The following is an 18570-nucleotide window of genomic DNA, read 5'->3' on the forward strand; positions in this document are numbered from 1 at the left end:
CCATGGCCAAACGCCCCCTTTGCAAAGGTTCTTCATGGAATTTCGTGGTGTACGAATAAATGCCCACGAAGCGCCGACCGTGAACCCCCGCCCCCCCCTTTGCGAAGGGGGGACGGGGGGGATTTGCCTTAATCGAATCATCTAATCACTAGCTGAGGCACCCCCCCCCATCCCTCCCGCAACAGCTATCCCACTACCGTTTGGAAAGGACATCATGAAATCTTTGATGCTTGCCGTCGTCGCCCTCTTCTGGCTGGCAACCACTGCACAGGCGGCCAAGTTCGATACCAGGTTCACCTACTCCACCATCGAGACCGCTCACTTCACCATCCACTATCACCAGGGACTGGAGGCCGCGGCGCAGAAGGCCGCTCGGCTGGCCGAGGAGGCGCACGAAAAGCTCACCCTCGAGTTCAAGTGGCAACCAGCGGAAAAGACCCAGGTGATCCTGATCGACGACAGCGACTTCACCAACGGGCTCGCCATAACCATCCCGTACAACACGATCTACCTTCAGGTGGTCCCCCCTTCACTCGCCTCCACGCTCGGGGAGTACGACGACTGGATGAGGACGCTGATCACGCACGAGTATGCCCACATCCTCTCCGCCGACCCGGCGCGCGGCTACTCCAAGGTGACCCGCGCCATTTTCGGCAAACCGCTTCCCTGGATGGATCCCATCGCCGTGGTCATGTTCCTTGCGACGGCCCCGCCCAACACCTTCATGCCGCGCTGGTGGCACGAGGGGATGGCAACCTGGGCCGAGACGAAGTACACCGGCCAGGGGCGCGGCAAGGGGAGCTACTACGACATGATCTTCCGTGCGGCCGTAGCGGAAAACAACCTCCCGGGCGTGGACCAGATCAACGGCGACGTGCCTTTCTGGCCCGCTGGGAGCCTCCCCTACATCTACGGCTACCGCCTGCAGCGCTACATCGCCGAGACCTACGGCGAGGACGCGGCAGGAAAGCTCACCCAGGCCCATGCCGGGCGTATCCCCTACACCATCAGCGCGCCTGCCAAGAGGAACTTCAACGGCAATAGCTATCGGGATGTGTACGAGGATATGCTCGTGGCGCTCAGAAAGGAGCAAAGCGCAAGAATCGCCCTCCTCTCTCGGAAGCCCTTCACGACGCTGTCCCGCATCAGCGACGAAGGTGAAAACCTCACCTACCCGCGCTTTTCCCCGGATGGAAGCCGCATCGCATTCACAAGGCGCGACCCGCACGACCATGCATCTGTCGTGGTGACCGACGCCACCGGCCGGCACGTGCTGGCAAGTTTCAGGCGCCAGTTCTCCGACGGGAGCCTCAGTTGGTCGCCGGACGGCAAACGCATCTACTTCACCCAAGCCGAGATCACACGGGGCTTCGACCTCTACCAGGACCTCTACGTCCACGATCTCGACCATGACCGCACCGACCGACTCACCAAGGGTGAGCGCCTCGGCGAAGTGCAGCTCTCCCCGGACGGGAAACTCTTTGCCGCGGTGCAAAGCGGCACCGGGAGCCAGAACCTGGTCCTCTTCGAAAGCGGAGCGGGACAGGAGAAGCCTAAACCTTCCCCGGTGACGCGTTACCAGGGGGAGCGGGTTTCCGCCCCGCGCTGGGCGCCCGACGGCCGCATGCTCAGCTACGTCCGGACCGACAATTATGGCCGGAGTTCCCTCATGATTTACGACATCGACCGGAAATCCGAGAGCGTCCTGATAAGCGCGGGGAACTCCCTCGCCTACCCCGCCTGGGCGCCCGACGGCGCGGTCGTCTATTACGTCTCGGACGAGACCGGGGTCTTCAACGTCTTTGCCTATGATCTCAAGGCGCGCAAGAGCTACCAGGTGAGTCACCTGCTGACCGGCGCCCTGCAGCCTGAGCCTTCTCCCGACGGAAGCCGCATGCTGATTGCGCACTACACCTCGCACGGTTTCAGGATCGCGGCATTCAACTTGGAGCACTCGGCCTGGAGTGAAAGCCGCGGCCCCTCGCTGCCGCTTACCCGCGCCCTCCCTACTTCTCCCGCATCGGAGCCGACCGCACCCGAAGGCGCCACTTCCGATACTGCGGCAACACAGGCTGGGACAGCCCAGTCGACGACGGTCCAGACTGCCACCTCTCAAACTCCGGCGCTGCTCCCGTCCACCTCGTACACGCCGCTGAAGACGATCGCACCGCGCTTCTGGCTGCCACGCTTCTACGCCGACGGCGAGGGAGTCGCCATCGGCGCCTATACCGCTGGAAGCGACGCGCTCGGCTACCACACCTACGCCGTAAGCGGCGCCTACAGTGACGGCCGCAAACGCGGCTACGGGAGCCTTATCTACCAGAACGACTCCTTCTACCCGACCTTCACCCTCCGGGCGCACAACGAACCGTTTCTGTACGGGGACCTTTACCAGACGGGCAACGACTACTACGAACTGAACCGCGGGGTGTCCGTCGAGGCCGCTGTCCCCCTGAACCGGCTGGAATCGCGCTACCGCCTGCGGGCCGGCTATGAGCTTCTGGACCAGAAAGCGCTGAGCGACGTGTCCGACGACGGCACCTTCCATGGCGTTCCAGTCTTTCAGGGGCGCAGGGACAACCTCTTCGCCGGGATCGACTTCGACGACGTGCTGAAGTACCCCTATTCGATAAGCTCCGAGGAAGGGCGGAGGGTTTCGCTTTTGTACCGCCGCTTTGACAAAGGGTTCGGGAGCGACATCAACCTCTCCGAGTACAGCGCGACCTGGCAGGAGTACCTGCATATGCCGATCAGGCAGTCGGGAAATCAGGTGTTATATCTGCGCCTGGCCGGTGCCTTCGCCGATGGCGACCTGCAGTACGGCCAGCAGGCCTTCCAGTTGGGCGGTGCACCGTCCGACCTCAACCCGTACCCATTGCGCGGCTATCCGCTCCGTTCCATGACCGGCAAGTACGTGGCAACGGGAACCATCGAATACCGGGCACCGATCATGTATCCCCTCTCCGGGCCGGGCACCGTTCCCGCCTTCGCAGAAAAACTGCACACCGCTCTCTTCGTAGACGCGGGACAGGTTTGGGGCGGCCTGCGCCCCTTCGCAGCCGACGAAACGAGAGTCGGCGCGGGTGTCGAGTTGCGCGCCGATCTGACCATCGGCTACTGGGCCAAAGTCACCCCGGCACTAGGATTTGCTCACGGCTTCAACAAGGACGGCGAAGATCAGATATACTTCGCGCTGTACCTGGGGCTCTAAAGATAGACACCGGGCCCCAAAAACCATAACCGCTGAACAGGAGGAACATATGCGGATTATCGTGGTGGGAGCGACGGGAACCATAGGGAAGGCAGTGGCGAAACTCCTGGCGACTGAGCACGACGTCGTCAAGGTCGCCTTCAGAAGCGGCGACCACAGGGTGGACATGTCGGACAAGGAGTCCATCGAGCGGATGTTCCAGGAGGTGGGCCATTTCGACGCCCTCACCTGCGCCGCAGGCGTCGCCCGTTTCGGGTCGCTGGCGGAACTTTCCGACGAGGACTTTCAGACCGGGCTGGCCGGCAAGCTGATGGGCCAGGTGAACCTGGTGCGGGTGGGGATGAACTACATAAGCGACAACGGTTGCTTTACCCTGACCAGCGGGGTCCTGAGCCATAGTCCGATGCCGGGGAGCGCCTCGATCAGCATGGTCAACGCCGGGCTCGAAGGTTTCGTGCGCGCCGCGGCGCTCGAGATGCCGCGCGGCATACGCATCAACGTGGTGAGCCCGCCGTGGGTAAAGGAAACCCTCGAAGCACTCGGGATGGACGCGACCGGGGGGATGCCGGCTGAGCAGGTAGCCCAGGCTTACTGGTCAAGCATCCACGGCACGCGCAGCGGCACCGTGATCAACGCCAAGGATTTCGCCTGAGATAACGCGCCGACAACGCGAGGACAAGAAAAAGGGCAACGGAGCGGGGAGTATTTCCCACGATCCGTTGCCCTTTTTTTATGCGTCACGGGCACCTTCCCCCTGGGGGGGGGGAAGAACGCGCGCCTTCCTCCCCCTCATTCACATGGCAATCACATCTACCGCACTATAGTCGGCGGCTTCACCTCGTGTTCCGGCTTGAACTGGAGTTTCTTCGCACCGCGGTTGTTGAGGTACTTCGGAAGTTCGAGGTCGACCTTCTCGGGTACCTTCTCGCCCGCCTGGGCGAGGAGCTGGCGCAGGTGCATGTCAGCCGCAGAGGCGTGGTTCGCCGCATCCTCAAGGACCCGCATCCCTTCGGCGGGGTTGTGGAACCCGGTTGAGTTCTCGGCCCCCACGAACACGAGCCGGTAGAAGGCCTGCTCGTAATGCTCGCGCGCCATCCCGTACAACTCCTGGTCGATCTGCTTGCCCGCACTCCTCGCACGGTTCGCCATCTCGAACAGCTTCGCATTCGTGGCAACTGCGTACCCGGCTTTGAGATACCGGTCGGTGAAACGGTCCTGGATGTCGATTACCTTCTGCCTTAGCTGGACGGGAGTCTCGCCGTGGCAGGCGGCACAGGCGGACATGTTCCCCTTCAAGGGACTCATGATCCTGTGGTCGGTGAGATCCTCGCCGTCCACCGTCATCACAGGCATATGGCAATCGGCGCAGGTGACGCCTGCCATGTAGTGCGGGCTCTGGTTCGAGTAGAACTCGTACTCGGGGTGGCGGACAAAGCCAAGCTTGAAGCCGGTAACCGCCTGGACCCACTCACCGTTCGCAGGTGAGCTCTTGATCTGCTTGATGATGTTCTCGATGGTAATGTGCCCTTCCTGGCTACCCGCCCAAGGAAAGATCACGTTGGTGGAGTGCATGTCCTTGTCCTTCGGGATCATGTAGGTCACATGACACTGTGCGCAGACGAAGGTGCGTTTTTGTTCCCTGGTCAGCTTCGTCTCGTCGAGTCCGATCTCCTTGAGCGCCTTGCCTAGCGTGAAGCCGCGCGAGATCTTCAGGGCCATCCCCTTGTTGTCGTGGCAATCGACACAGGCAACGCCCAGGGTCTGCTTGTCCTTGGGAAGCCTCGCCAGGACCTCTTTGTACGGGGTCGGGAAATAGGCCTGTCCCATGTCCTTGGCAAGTTTGGGCGCGTAGGGAGTCTTGCAGGTGAGACAGGAGCCGCCCGCCTTGATCCTCCCGGGATCGACCTCGAGCTGGTCCTGCACCATGTAATAGTGGCCGCGCGGCTCATTGTACTCGGCCCCGAAGCCCCAGCCGTTGTACAAAAGCGCAAGGAAGGGGTATTCGTCCAGTTTGTCGCGCCGCTCCTCACCGACGTCATACCCCCTCTTGTACTTGCTGAGACCTGCGGGGGTCGGCTCGCTGGTCAGCTTCCACTGCTGGTAGTGAATGGGATAGAGCTTACCCCAGTGCGCCGGGTCTATGGCGACATCGGCTGGATCTAACTTGCCTTCCGGGGCCATTTCGCCGGTCATGGGATCCATTCTTTTCTGCACGCACGCGCTCCAGATCAAAACTGCAGTCATAAGGGCGAAAAATGAAAGGTACCTTGCTTTCCTGCTCCGCATTTGTGCCTCCTTTTGCTCAAGATTTGATTGGAAAACGCACCACAGTCTACCACCGATTCCGCAGTTGTCCTCCTCCGCGTCGTCAGGACGTCATAGGCACCGTACAAACTCGAATTCAGACAGGGGGTTGATGATTGTTATTTGACCTAAGTCAAAGATGTATACATATAAAGAAGTTACTAAAGTAACCGACAAGTATTTAGAGCTCATTTTCAATGGTTTTACTTATTACTACCGGGGGGCACATGTTACAGAACCTGAAGATTCGCTACAAATTGCTGCTGCTACTCGTCGTACCCTTGTGTGGCATGTTGATGTTCGCCTCCTGGGGGATAAAGAACAACTATGCCCTGTCACAGAGGATGGTTCAGACGGAGACCCTTACCAGATTCGCGGTGCAGGTCGGCGACCTGATTCACGAAATCCAGAAGGAACGTGGATATTCCTCAGGATTCATAAATACAAAGGGGACGAAGTTTGGTACGGAGCTGAATGGACAACGTGAAAAGGTGAACCAGAAACTTAACTCGGTAAAGCAAATATTTACCACAAACGCTTCGGCGCTTGCTGCGGCCGGGCCCGGGTTCGACACGGCCGGCACGGTGCTTTCCTCCCTCCAACAGACACGCGGCCGAATCGACGCGCTGCAGATTCAAGGCTCCGAGTCGTTCGCGTTCTACACGAAGCTTGTCGATGCGTACACCAAGGTCATCGCCAAGGTGGCAACAACGAGCGGCGCCCCCGAGGTCATGCGGGAGGCGTCGGCCTACTACGCCTTCGTCAAGGCGAAGGAAGAAGCGGGAAAAGAGCGTGCTACGCTGAACGCGGTGCTGGGCGCGGACCGCTTTGACGACGAGACCTACCAAAGAACCTTCGATATCGCGGGCGCCCAGAAAACGTACCTTGAACAGTTCAGGACCTTCGCACCGGAATCGGTCCTGCGTTCCTACGACGAGAAGTCGACTGGTCCGAGCTTCGAGAAAACCCGGCAGATTCGCTCGGCTGTGCTGGCCAAGGGGGTGAGCGGAGGGTTCGGCATCGCGCCGGAAGAATGGTTCGCCAGCGCCTCGGAAAAAATAAACGTGCTGAAAGAGCTGGAGGATGAGCTGGCAAAAAGGATCCTCGTGACCGCAGAAGGCCAGGCCACCGAGGCGAGACACTCACTGCTCGTGGCTCTTCTGTCCACCTTCGCCCTCTGCGTGGTAACCGTCATCGTCTGTTTCATCATCATGCGCGGCATAACAAACCCCATCGCACAGCTCCTCGCGATGCTGAAAGACATCGCCCAGGGCGAGGGAGATCTCACCAGAAGGCTCACTGCCGAACGAAAGGATGAACTGGGAGAAGTGAGCCTCTGGTTCAACCGCTTTGTCGAGAACGTCCACGGCATCGTCGCTTTGATAGCCAAGAGTACCGTTGAAGTCTCGAGCGCCTGTCACCAACTTAGCAGCACGGCGGAACAGATAGCCACCGCTGCGGAGGAAGTCGCCTTCCAATCAGGGACCGCGGCAACCGCAAGTGAAGAGATGTCGGCGACCTCGAACGAAATTTCCAGGAACTGCGGTGAGGCAGCGTCATCCTCCAAGCGGGCTACCGACACGGCACAAGGTGGCGCAGCAGTGTTGCACGAGACACTGCAGGGGATGGAAAAAATAGCGGCCAACGTCCGGGAGTCCGCCCGGACCGTGTTGAACCTCGGGACCCGTTCGGACCAGATCGGCGAGATCGTGGGAACGATAGAGGACATCGCCGACCAGACGAACCTGCTTGCCTTGAATGCCGCCATCGAGGCGGCGCGTGCCGGCGAACAGGGGAGAGGTTTCGCCGTCGTTGCCGACGAGGTGCGCGCCCTTGCCGAGCGCACCACACGCGCGACCCGGGAGATCGCCGAGATGATAAAGACGATTCAGTCCGAGACCGGGGGCGCCGTGGAAACCATGAATCAGGGTGTTGCCGAGGTGGAAAAAGGGATGGAGAGTTCCAGGAAATCGGGCGAGGCTCTGCACCGCATCCTGGAGGTGATCGACGAAGTGAACCGTGAAATCGACCTGATCGCGACGGCCGCTGAGGAGCAGACCGCGGTGACCGGCGAGATATCGACAAACGTGCACCAGATAAAGGACGTGGTCTCCGAGACTGCGCGCGGCGCGCACGAAACGGCGGACGCCGCGGCCCATCTGAACCGGATGGCGGACGACCTGCAAAAGATCGTGGCACGCTTCAGGCTGTAGCGGGATTAGGCGCCCCGTCCCTGCTAAAGCCTGGGCGGGGCGCGCTACCCGATGCTGAGCCGGTTTTTGCCGGCCGTCTTGCTCTGGTACATGAGGGAATCGGAGCGCTGCAGGAGGGTGTGCAGCGTATCGGTCTTGAGCGCCATGGTGGCGCCGATGGAGATGGTGACGCGCAGATGCACGTCATCGACCAGGAGAAAGGACTTCTCGACGAGCTTGCGCAGGCGCTGCCCCATGTGCTTGAGGTTCGCGGCGGTGACGTTTCGGACGATGCCGACGAACTCCTCGCCTCCCCAGCGCCCGTAAAGGTCGAAGGGGCGGGAGTTAGCGCTCAGCGTACCGGCGACGAACTGCAGTACCCGGTCCCCGGTATCGTGTCCGTAGCGGTCGTTGATGCACTTGAAGTCGTCCAGGTCCATGAACAGGACGCCGAAGGGGATGTCGTAGCGGTTCAACTCCTCAAGGCGGGCCTCGAGCTCACGGTCCAGGTAACGGCGGTTGGCAAGCTGGGTGAGTCCATCCAGGAGGGCCAGTTTTTCCAGCTCCTGCAGCCGCATCTCGTTGGCCGCGGTGAAGCTGTCGTCGGAGAACATCTCGACGCCGCCGATTACCTTGCCGTCGTCGTCGGTGAGCGGCACGACCCGGACCAAGACCGGCAGCCGGTGACCGTTTTTATGGTGCAGAAAGACGCGCGCTTCGTGCGGAGTGCCGGATTCTATGGTGGTCGCGAGGGGACATTCACTGCAGCAGAGGTTTAGGCCTATATCGTCGACGTGGCAGAGGATGTTGTCTGCACACGGCTTACCGACCACCTCATCCGCGCCGTAGCCAGAGATCCTTTCCGCGGCGTGGTTCCAGAAGACGATCTTCCGGTTCATGTCGACGATATACAGGCCGTCACGCAGCTCTTCGATGATTTTTAAGTATGAAGCGCTGCTGAGATGCATGACACGTGCTCCTTCAGGACGGAGAAGACTGAACCGGTATCCGAAGGATGCACGGCCAGACAGCGAATAATGAGCAAGATGTGGCCGAAGTGTTAATGAGTATAGTCGCTGCCCGTAACGTTGTCAAAAAAGCCCGCCCCAGCTAGACACCGAGGATCGCCCCTTCAAGCAGTCCGGAATCGCTCACCTTGAAGCTCCCGAAACCGAAGACGCGCATGGTGGTCAGCACCACCAGCACTCCTGCGATGATGAGATCCTCCCTGCCCGGCTCAAGGCCCGGCACCAGGAGGCGCTCCTGAGGCGTCAGGGGAAGCAGCCGCTCGAACATCGCCTCGACCTTCGCAAAAGGCAGGGTGTAGTTGTTCACCCGCCGATAATCGTAGTCGGTCATGCCAAGGTCGATGGCGGCCAGGGTTGTAGCGGTCCCGGCGGTGCCGACCAGGGTTGCGGCGGCAAAACGCTCGAGATGCCCTTCCCCCTGAAGTTCCCTTTTGAGCCCTTCGAGTTCGCGTCTGACCTTGTCCTCCATGGCGGCGACGCTCCCCTTCCCTTCCGTGAGACGTACCACCCCGATCGGGAGGCTGCGCGAGAATAGCGGCTGCTGCAGCGCGGCCAGCGTGTACTCGGTACTCCCCCCTCCGACGTCGAAAACGGCGAGATCCTCGTCCTTGTTGTCGAGGATGGAGGCGACCCCCCTGAGGGTGAGGACGGCCTCCTCGTTGCCGTCGATCACCTCGAGGGTGATGCCGGTTTGTTCCTGCACACGACGGCAGAACTCCGCGCCGTTTTTGGCGTCACGGACCGCGGAAGTTGCCACGGCTCTCACGCGACGGACGCCGTGCGCCGCCATGTCGGCGGCAAATTCCTTGAGTGCTGCAAGCGAGCGCAATTGCGCCTCTTCCGAGAGCCCGAACTCCCTGGTGAAGCCCCCCCCGAGCCTGGTGATGATCCTCTTGAGCAGGATCTGGCGGTAGGGATCCCGGCTGGCGATCAGGAGGCGCGCGGTGTTGGTGCCGAGGTCGATGGAGGCTACTTTGTCGGTCATGGGGTTATTCCTTTCTTTTCGTTGATCATGGAGAATCCGAGTTGGGCGATCTTGGAGAACGAAGCGATCATGTCGCCGTACAAAAGCCCGGAGACGATGCTGCACTTACCGCTTTTCAGACGGCGCAGATGACTTGTCTGCAGCTCGCTTTCAAGCGAAGCGATCTCGAGCTGGAGTGGGGTCACGTCGGGGGCGTCCTCACCCTTCAGGACCGCCTCACAGAGTTGCACCACGGCGCCCACCCGCGCCGCGAAACGTTTCAACTCGTCCATCGCGCTTGATGAAAAACGAAGCCGCTCTTCCTTCTTGCGCATCAGGTAGTTGAGCACCGCTTCGATATGGTCCCCCACCTGTTCGATCTCGTTCACAAGCTCGAGCATGGCCGGGATTTCCACGGCGCGCTCAATCGAGAGCGTCTCGCGCGAAAGGGCCACCAGGAACTGGGACATGTCGCGATGCAGGATGTCGAGAACCACCTCCTTGTCGCGTACCGCGGCGGCTACCTTGGGGTTGAAGCCGTCGAACTGGGAAACGAGGTCGGCATACATCGAGGCGGCGATGCTCCCCATGCGGGCCAGTTCGTTCCAGGCCTGCACGAGAGCGATGGTCGGCGTCTTGATCACCCGGACGTCGATGAAACGGGGCCTCGGCTCGCTCTCGGAGCGTCTCGTCGGGAGGAGCGTCTCGGCGGAGCGGGCGAAGAATCCGATGGTCGGGAGAAACACGAGAAGCGACGCGACGGTGAAGATGGTATGCGCGTTGGCCAGGTGTCGGGCGATGTGCGGGCGCAGGGCCTGCACCACGGCCTCGGGCGGAGCGCCCTGGTGCAAAAGGGTAAGGTCGCCGGGCGAGACCTGGGCGACCAGGCGCAGAAACAGCGGGAAAAATATGAGCGCGAGGGCGATGGCGCCCCAGCTGATACCAAGGTAGATGATCACGGCCCGTTTGGCGGTCTGGCTGCCGCCGATCGATGCGATGAGCGGGATGAGCGCCGCACCAGCCACCTCGCCTATCACCATGGCGATGGCGGAATCGTAGGAGAGAACACCGGCCGAGGCGAGTGCGATTACGATACCGAGGGTGGCGCTGCCGGACTGCACCACAAAGGTGAGGAGCGCGCCGATAAGGACCGCCACCAGGCGCAGCGAAGGAAGCGTCTGGTGCAGCCCCGCGATGATGGCGCTCTCGCTGAGCGGCAGGCAGGCCCCCTCCAGGATGGAAAGACCGAAGAAGACGAGACCGATACCGAGGAGCATCCGGCCGAGATTGGAGAGTCTCCTGCTGCGCGAAAAGAAGCTGAAGAAGACGCCGAGGGCGATGGCCGGCAGCCCGAGTGCGGAGACCCGGAAGGCGATGAACTGGATGGCGAGCGTGGTGCCGATACCGGTGCCGAGCAGTACGCCCAGGGCCTGGTAGAGCGAGAGGAGACCAGCGTTAACGAAGCCGACCACGAGCACGGACGCAGCCGGGCCGGACTGGAGCAGCGATGCGAGACAACTGCCGAGCAAAGGGGCGGTGAGGCGGTTTCCGGTGGTGCGCTCGAGGATGCGGCGCAGGCGCTCTCCGGTGACCTTCTGCAGCCCCTCCGACATGGTCCGCATGCCGAGGATGAAGAGCGCGAGGCCGCCGAGGGCCTCTACGATGTACGACCAAAAGGTGGGAAACATGGCAAGGCCGGTTCTGGCTCTGTAAAAGCTGTACTACAGCTACAAAACAATGGGCGCCCGCCGGCGGGAGGCCGGCGGGCGCAATGGTGACTACGAAGATCTTCGGATCCCGCGGACTTCGACGGAAAGTTCAGCTAACCGGAGACCTTTTCCTTCAGTTCCTTGCCGACCTTGAAGAAGGGAAGCTTCTTGGCCTTTACTGAAATGGATTCGCCTGTCTTGGGGTTCCTTCCGGTGTAGGCGTCGTACTCTTTCACCACGAAGCTTCCAAAGCCCCTTATCTCGATCCGGTCACCGGATAGCAGGGCTTCGGTCATCGAAGCGAAGACCGCGTTGACCACCTCCTCGGCTTTCTTGAAGGAGAGGGTCTTTCTGGCAGCGAGAGATTCAATGAGTTCTGATTTGTTCATTGTCCACCTCCGGGGAACCACTTGCTTTAACAACAACCCTTTAAATATTTTTTGGTCAGGAACTTCACGTCGTCGGAGCGTCCCTGCCCGTTGAGAATCGGAATGAGCCTTTCAGCGGCGGAACGCGCCACGCTCGGATGCTCGAGCGACTTGGTCCAAAGCTCCATGGCGCGCTCGGTGTTGCCAGTAGTTTCGTGCAACTCGCCCAGCATGAACTGAGCCTGGTCGGGGAGGATATCAAGCTCAAGCATCTTCTCCACAACCGCCATGGCCTGCGGATAAGCCCCGCCGCCTGCGTAAAGCTGGACCAGCGCGAGGTATACCGCGGCGTTCTGCGGATTGAGGGCAAGAGCGCGATTCAGGAGCTTTTCGCTCTCATGAATTTGGCCGCCCCTGAACATTATAAGTGCCACTTCGTATAATACAATGTCATTTTCACCAGATAACAACATTTCCTGCAAAATTGTGAAAGCGTCGCGGTCGTTACCCTCATGAATCAGGAGGTAGGCACGGGCAAATTTAGGACCCATGGCAGCATAGCGTCCCGGCAGGTCGCCTGGGAGCGGCTGAACCATGAGGTAGAACTGATCCTCCTCTGAGAGGCTCATTTCCATGGGGGCCGGCTCCTCGTGATGGTGGCCGCCGTGCCCCTTGCAGCTCGTGCAGGAGCCGCCGCTGTGCGGCTTGTAGTTGCCTACAGCGGCAGCTGCTGCCGGTGCGGCAGCGGCACCGTCCGCGGGAGCTGCGGCGGGTGCAGGCTGCTCCAGTTTGAGGGCCTCAGCCTCGGCGCGCGACTTGATGCCGCGGTCGACGGCCAGGTCGGCGGCAAGCCGGAAATGGTCGTATGCCTTCTGCGCCTCGCCCGCCCTGAGCGCATGCTCCCCTTCCTGGAGGTTCAACGCCCCCAGGTGGTCGCAGGCCTGATTAAGACCCTCACGGATCGCCGCAGCCTCCTGCGCCGCGTCCTTGGGGCAAAGCCTCAGCGCTTCCTCGAAATCAACGCGTGCATCGGAGAAACGCTCCGCCGCGAGGTGCTTGGCACCCTGGTTCTGGTAGTGACGAAAATCCTTTTTGCCGAACAGTCCGAAAAACATGCAGCCTCCGATAATGGTGGAAATAACAAACTCACATCACATTCGAATGAGTTCGGTAACGCTTTCTAGGTGATAGGTCTGCGGAAACATGTCGACCGGCTTGGACCGCGTGACCCGGTATCCGGCGCCCTGCAGTTGCGCGAGATCGCGCGCGAGTGTCGTCGGGTCGCAGGAGACGTAGATGATCCGTTCCGGTTCGAGCTGAGCCAGTTCGGCAGCGGCTTCGGCGCCCGCACGCGGCGGATCGAGCACGACGAGGTCGAACCTCTCCTTGCGCTTCGCCAGACGCCGGACCGCGAGTGATGCGTCGCTCACCTGGAACGAGGCGTTCTCGACGCCGTTTGCCTCCGCGTTGGCCGCAGCATCCTGGATCGAGGGAGCGAATCCCTCCACACCGAAGACCTCGGCGGCGTAAGGGGCAAGCGGAATGGAGATGTTGCCGTTGCCGCAGTAAAGATCGAGCACCCGTTCCTTGCCGGTGAGGGCCGCCCACTCCCAGACGGTGCGGATGAGTTCGAGGTTCTGCCGGTAGTTCACCTGGGAGAAGCCGCCGCGGCTGAAACGAAGGCGCATCTCCCGTGCCCCCGGAAACAGGTCGGCCGGGATGCGGTAGCTCAGGGAATCGATGCCGAAGGCGCGGATGAGCTCGCCCTTCCCCCCCCCCTTCACGTACGCTCCCGATACGGATGGGATCAGGTCGCGTGCGGCGGCAAGCTCCTCAGCCACCTGTTCCGGCCGCGCCTCGCGGCAGTGCAGGATGGCGATCCCCTCCCCGTCGTCGCCCATGGCAAGATCGAGTTGCTGTACCGCCTCGCCGCGCGGCAGCCGCGACAGGAGAGAGCGGAACTCATCCGCCATCCGGTTCAACAGCTCGTGAGCCAGGGGACACCCGGCGCCGAAATCGACGATGTCGTGGGAACCGGTGCGGAAGAAACCAAGCCTCAATGCGCCCTTGTGCCGGGAGACCTTCAACTGGACCCTGGAGCGGTAGCCGTAGCATTCCGGCGAGGGGGAAACCGGCAGGACCACCTCGCGCGGCACCTTGCCGATGCGGCTCAAGGTGTCGGTGAAGATGGTCCCCTTTGTCGCCAATTGCTCGGCATAGGAGAGGAACTGCCAGTCGCAGCCGCCGCAGGCGCCGAACACCGGGCAGGAGGGCTCGATGCGCAGCGGGGACGCCGCCACCAGTTCGAGCAGCTCGGCCTCCACGAAGGAGCGCTTCTCCTTGACGACGCGGACGCGGGCGGTATCCCCCGGTGCGGTGAACGGTACGAAACAGGCCTTGCCGTGGAGGCGTGCGAACCCGGCGCCGCCGTAGCAAAGGCTCTCGATGGAGACTTCGTGCTCAGCCATGGACGCCCCGCGGGATGAACCCTCTTTTGGGCCCCTGGGCCTTGACGAGCTCGGACTGCGCGAGTTTTTTAGGGAAACCAGGACCGCTGAAATACTCGAGGGAGTGTTCTACGAAATGGGCGATCACCCGGTCGACGGTCTCCTCGACTGAGGCGCCGGCAACGCCCTGGTGCTCGATCTCTTTCTGGTAACTGACACAGGCGCCGAGAAGCTTTGTGGCTTTCTCATAGGACGCCTCGTCCTGGAACAGGTCCGGAGTAAGAGGCACGTCGCAGCTTATCTTCACCCTTACTTGGTGGTAGTCGCCGAAGTAGCGGCGGGATGCATCGAAGAAACGAACGGTGAGCCCGTTGGAGAGCGGGATCTCCTTGATCAGTTTTGGCATGTAAAAGGACACCTCTGGCAGAAATCTCGTCATTTTTTTAGCATGTTATGGGTGTTCTGTAAATAGCGATGATACCGAGAGGAAAATGGAGCAGACGGCGAAAACCAGCTTGCTTTTTTAAGTAAATATTTGTAGACTCGCCTGTTGTTAAAACAAGCCACACATACCGCCAGGAGCGAAAATGAGCAAGGAAGAAGCAATTGAAGTCGAAGGGACGGTCATAGAGCCGCTTCCCAACGCTATGTTTAAGGTGAAGCTGGAAAACGACCACATCGTGCTGGCACACATCTCCGGCAAGATGAGGAAGTTCTTCATCAAGATCCTGCCGGGCGACAAGGTCACCGTAGAGCTTTCCCCCTATGACCTGAGCCGCGGCCGCATCACCTATCGCGCCAAGTAGTCCTCCCCCGTACGTCACCGGCGTCTGTCCCAGCCACATTCAGCATCGCTGCAAGGCAATACGGATAACATAGACCCGATACCGGTTTAGTGCGTGCCGCCCACGCAGCACACTAGAGCCCTATCCAAATATCAATAAAGAACGAGGAAGAACCTATGTACACTGCAGCCGATCTGAGAAAAGGCCTGAAGATCGCCATCGACAACGAGCCGTACATCATCACCCACTTCGACTTCGCTAAGCCGGGCAAGGGGCAGGCGCTCTACCGCACCAAGCTTAAGAACATGATCACCGGTTCGACCCTGGACCGCACCTACCGCTCCGGCGAGACCTTCGAGCCCGCACAGCTCGAGGACCGCAAGATGCAGTACCTCTACAAGGAAGACGATCACTACTGCTTCATGGACAACACCACCTACGAGCAGATCCACATCAGCGAAGGCGCCATGGGCGACGCCAAGAACTACCTGATCGACAACCTCCCGGTTGACGTGCTCCTCTTCAGGGAGAAGGCGATCGGCGTCGAGGTTCCCAACTTCGTCAACCTCCGCGTCGTGCAGACCGACCCGTGGGTCAAAGGCGACACCTCCGGCAGCGACTCCAAGCCCGCCACCGTCGAGACCGGCTACGTCCTGCGCGTACCGCCGTTCATCGAAGAAGGCGAACTGATCACCATCGACACCCGTACCGGCGAGTACTCCACCAGGGTGAAGGGGTAACAGATGCCCGGAAGTTGGCCACTGGCCAGGCGCTCACAGGCCCTGGCCCAGCGTGGCGCGATCTTCAACAGGATCAGGATGTTTTTCCATGAAAAGGGGTATCTCGAGGTCGAGACCCCTTTTCGCATACCTGCTCCCGCCCCCGAGGCCCAGATCGACGCCATCCCCAGCGACGGCTGGTTCCTGCAGACCTCCCCGGAACTCTGCATGAAGCGCCTTCTGGCCGCGGGGTATCCGCACATCTTCCAGATCTGCCGCTGCTGGCGGGATGGCGAGCGCGGCTCGCGCCACTTAAGCGAGTTCACCATGCTCGAGTGGTACCGCGCACAGGCGGACTACCAGGTCCTCATGGCCGAGACCGAGGAACTGGTCCGTGCCGCCGCCGGGAGCGAAAGCATCGACTACCGCGGCCACAAGGTCGACCTCTCGCTTCCCTGGGAGCGGATCACGGTCCGCGACGCCTTCCTGCGCCACACCGACACCACCGCCGAGGCGGCTCTTGCCGACGGGAGCTTCGACGAGCTCATGGTGGAGCGCATCGAACCGCACCTGGGCCTCACACGTCCCACCTTCATCTACGACTACCCCGCCAGCTGCTCGGCCCTCGCGAGGCTCAAGGCGTCCGACCCCACGGTGGCGGAGCGCTTCGAGCTCTACATCGGCGGACTCGAGATCGCGAATGCCTTCTCCGAACTGATCGACCCGGTCGAGCAGCGTGCCCGCTTCGAGGCCGAAGCGGCTGAGCGCGCGGCGCAGGGTAAGCTCACCTACCCGATGCCGGAGAAGTTTCTCGCTGCCCTGTCCGGGATGCCTGAGGCCGCCGGCATCGCCCTCGGGCTCGACCGCCTGGTCATGGTGCTCCTTAACGCCGACTGCATCGATGACGTCGTCGCCTTCACCACGGAAGAGCTCTAGCCCCGCCCTGCCCCCGCCTGCAGTCTGCCGATTATTGTTGCCCCTGAGACCGGCCGGAGGCAAATCGTCAACCATATTTCTCGAAGAGGTTGACAACCAGTTCCTTCGCGTGCTACATGACCCGCTGGAGGATCGTACATGGAAAAATTCATCGCTGAAATTGCACAAAGGATCATCGCCGGTGGCTCCATCACACCCGAGGAGGCAGTCCGCCTCACCGAGGCCGAGGGCTCCGCAATATACGACCTGTTCCGCGCCGCTACCCGCGTGAAGGAACACTTCGTCGGCAACGAAGTACATCTCTGTTCCATCATCAACGCGAAGTCCGGGCGCTGCGCCGAGAACTGCGCCTTCTGCGCCCAGTCCTCGCACCACACGACCGACGCGCCGGTCTACCCGCTGGTCCAGGAGGATCAGATGGTGGAATGCGCCAAGACGGCCGAGACCAACGGCTCCGCCTGTTTCGGCATCATTACGAGCGGCACCACGGTGAAGGGTCAGGAACTGGAGCAGATCCTCGCCGCGCTGCGCCGCATCCGCAAGGAAACCACCATCCTCCCCTCCTGCTCGCTCGGCATCATCGACGAGGAGACCGCGCTCAAGCTGAAGGACGCTGGGATGGACACCTACCACCACAACCTCGAGACCGCCGAGAGCTTTTTCCCCAACATCTGCACCACGCACGCGTACAGCGAGGACGTCGAGACGGTTCGCGCCGTGAAAAAGGCTGGCGTCAAGGTCTGCTCGGGCGGTATCTTCGGCATGGGTGAGAGCGCCGCACAGCGCGTGGAGATGGCCTTCACGCTGAAGGAGCTCGACGTCGACTCGGTACCGATGAACTTCCTGAACCCGATCGACGGGACCCGCCTCGAGGGTGCCGCCCTCATCAGCGCAATGGAGTGCCTGAAAACCATCGCGGTGTACCGCCTGATCCTGCCGGAGAAGCGCATCACCATCTGCGGCGGCAGGGAGAAGAACCTGCGCGACCTGCAGTCCTGGATTTTCTTCGCCGGCGCCAACGGCACCATGATCGGCAACTACCTCACCACGCTCGGGCGCAACGTCGACACCGACCTGACCATGTTCAGCGATCTCGGCCTCACCACGGTGATGTGCGCGCACTAGCACGAAGCGGAAAGGAACCCACATGTCAGCAAAAAGCATCTTCATCACCGGCACCGATACCGGTGTGGGAAAAACCATCGCGTCAGCGACCATCGCCATGCTGCTCAGGCGGCTGGGACACAGCGTCGGCGTGATGAAGCCGGTAACGAGCGGCTGCATCGAGCGGGACGGAAAGCTTATCTCAGAGGACGCCGAACTCCTCTGCTTCGGGGCTGGCGTGCCGGTGACGCCCGACTGCACCCCTTACCTACTCAGAGCGCCCCTCGCCCCTTCGGTCTCGGCCAGCCAGGACGGCGTCCGCATCAACTTCCAGGTGATCAAGGAGGCCTACGACCGGCTTGCCCAGAAGCACGAGTTCGTCATCGTCGAAGGGGCCGGCGGGCTCATGGTACCCCTCGCCGGCGGGCTTCTCGTCGCCGACCTCGCCCTGCACCTGGGGCTCCCCATCGCGGTGGTGGCGCGCCCGAATCTCGGCACCATCAACCACACCCTGCTCACCACCTTCACCGCACGCACCATGGGGCTGAATGTGAAAGGGGTCATCGTGAACCGCTACCCGGACACCCCCGACCAGGCCGAGTCCTACGCGCCGCACATGATCGATTCCCTTTCCGGCTCGCAGCTACTCGGCCTCTTCCCGGACATCCAGGGAGCGGACGAGCGCGAGACGGTGACCCGCGTCACCGATCACCTGCTGCAGCAACCGGCAACCGGGATCATGCTGCGCGAGATGTTTGACTAACAATTGACAATCGACGATTGACAACGATGGCTCTGCCGCC

Annotated in this window: 16 protein-coding genes; 8 read left to right on the top strand and 8 right to left on the bottom strand. The window is 61.3% G+C overall.

What is annotated here, in order from left to right:
• Positions 1-214 precede the first annotated feature (214 nt).
• Both E4633_RS10155 and E4633_RS10160 read left to right on the top strand, forming a co-directional pair.
• Positions 215-3211, top strand: a complete 2997-nt coding sequence (locus tag E4633_RS10155) for a BamA/TamA family outer membrane protein (protein WP_135870129.1) — start codon at positions 215-217, stop codon at positions 3209-3211.
• A gap of 49 nt (positions 3212-3260) precedes the next feature.
• Positions 3261-3863 (top strand): short chain dehydrogenase, encoded by a 603-nt coding sequence (locus E4633_RS10160; protein WP_135870130.1) that lies wholly within the window; start codon positions 3261-3263, stop codon positions 3861-3863.
• A gap of 158 nt (positions 3864-4021) precedes the next feature.
• On the opposite strand, the gene E4633_RS10165 is transcribed toward E4633_RS10160, so the two are convergent.
• On the bottom strand, positions 4022-5455 hold the full coding sequence (locus E4633_RS10165) for an ammonia-forming cytochrome c nitrite reductase subunit c552 (protein WP_407925454.1): 1434 nt from the start codon (positions 5453-5455) through the stop codon (positions 4022-4024).
• Positions 5456-5742: 287 nt separating this feature from the next.
• Between E4633_RS10165 and E4633_RS10170 the strand changes: the two genes are divergently transcribed.
• The gene (locus tag E4633_RS10170) at positions 5743-7728 is read left to right on the top strand and encodes a methyl-accepting chemotaxis protein (RefSeq protein ID WP_135870132.1); all 1986 of its coding nucleotides are present in this window, start codon (positions 5743-5745) and stop codon (positions 7726-7728) included.
• 44 nt (positions 7729-7772) lie between these two features.
• Here E4633_RS10170 and E4633_RS10175 read toward each other — a convergent pair whose 3' ends face one another.
• From E4633_RS10175 to E4633_RS10205, 7 genes are all read right to left on the bottom strand, one after another.
• Entirely contained in the window at positions 7773-8675 is a 903-nt protein-coding gene (locus E4633_RS10175; RefSeq protein ID WP_135870133.1) for a sensor domain-containing diguanylate cyclase, read from the bottom strand.
• 142 nt (positions 8676-8817) lie between these two features.
• Positions 8818-9720 (bottom strand): Ppx/GppA phosphatase family protein, encoded by a 903-nt coding sequence (locus E4633_RS10180; protein ID WP_135870134.1) that lies wholly within the window; start codon positions 9718-9720, stop codon positions 8818-8820.
• Positions 9717-11387: a Na/Pi cotransporter family protein gene (locus E4633_RS10185; protein WP_135870135.1), complete on the bottom strand. Its 1671-nt coding sequence runs from the start codon at positions 11385-11387 to the stop codon at positions 9717-9719. Before E4633_RS10185 ends, E4633_RS10180 begins: the two co-directional genes overlap by 4 nt.
• A 134-nt stretch (positions 11388-11521) precedes the next feature.
• Positions 11522-11797 (bottom strand): HU family DNA-binding protein, encoded by a 276-nt coding sequence (locus tag E4633_RS10190; protein WP_135870136.1) that lies wholly within the window; start codon positions 11795-11797, stop codon positions 11522-11524.
• 26 nt (positions 11798-11823) lie between these two features.
• Positions 11824-12891 (bottom strand): tetratricopeptide repeat protein, encoded by a 1068-nt coding sequence (locus E4633_RS10195; protein WP_135870137.1) that lies wholly within the window; start codon positions 12889-12891, stop codon positions 11824-11826.
• 36 nt (positions 12892-12927) lie between these two features.
• Complete coding sequence (gene rlmD, locus E4633_RS10200; protein ID WP_135870138.1) at positions 12928-14244, bottom strand: 23S rRNA (uracil(1939)-C(5))-methyltransferase RlmD; 1317 nt, start codon at positions 14242-14244, stop codon at positions 12928-12930.
• A complete protein-coding gene (locus E4633_RS10205; protein ID WP_135870139.1) occupies positions 14237-14629 on the bottom strand; it encodes a hypothetical protein in 393 nt (130 codons plus the stop codon). The genes rlmD and E4633_RS10205 overlap by 8 nt, the downstream gene beginning before the upstream one ends.
• 181 nt (positions 14630-14810) lie before the next feature.
• On the opposite strand from E4633_RS10205, the gene infA reads away from it, so the two are divergent.
• From infA to bioD, 5 genes are all read left to right on the top strand, one after another.
• A complete protein-coding gene (gene infA, locus E4633_RS10210) occupies positions 14811-15029 on the top strand; it encodes a translation initiation factor IF-1 (RefSeq protein ID WP_129125668.1) in 219 nt (72 codons plus the stop codon).
• 155 nt (positions 15030-15184) lie between these two features.
• Positions 15185-15748 (top strand): elongation factor P, encoded by a 564-nt coding sequence (efp, locus tag E4633_RS10215; protein ID WP_135870140.1) that lies wholly within the window; start codon positions 15185-15187, stop codon positions 15746-15748.
• A 3-nt stretch (positions 15749-15751) separates the two neighbouring features.
• The gene (gene epmA / locus E4633_RS10220) at positions 15752-16663 is read left to right on the top strand and encodes an EF-P lysine aminoacylase EpmA (RefSeq protein ID WP_135870141.1); all 912 of its coding nucleotides are present in this window, start codon (positions 15752-15754) and stop codon (positions 16661-16663) included.
• 138 nt (positions 16664-16801) lie between these two features.
• Positions 16802-17788 (top strand): biotin synthase BioB, encoded by a 987-nt coding sequence (gene bioB / locus E4633_RS10225; protein WP_135870142.1) that lies wholly within the window; start codon positions 16802-16804, stop codon positions 17786-17788.
• 22 nt (positions 17789-17810) lie between these two features.
• Positions 17811-18530, top strand: coding sequence for a dethiobiotin synthase (gene bioD, locus E4633_RS10230; RefSeq protein WP_135870143.1), 720 nt, complete (start codon positions 17811-17813; stop codon positions 18528-18530).
• The last annotated feature ends 40 nt before the right edge of the window (positions 18531-18570 follow it).

Source organism: Geomonas terrae (genome assembly GCF_004791675.1).
In the GTDB taxonomy this organism is placed as follows: Bacteria; Desulfobacterota; Desulfuromonadia; order Geobacterales; family Geobacteraceae; genus Geomonas; species Geomonas edaphica.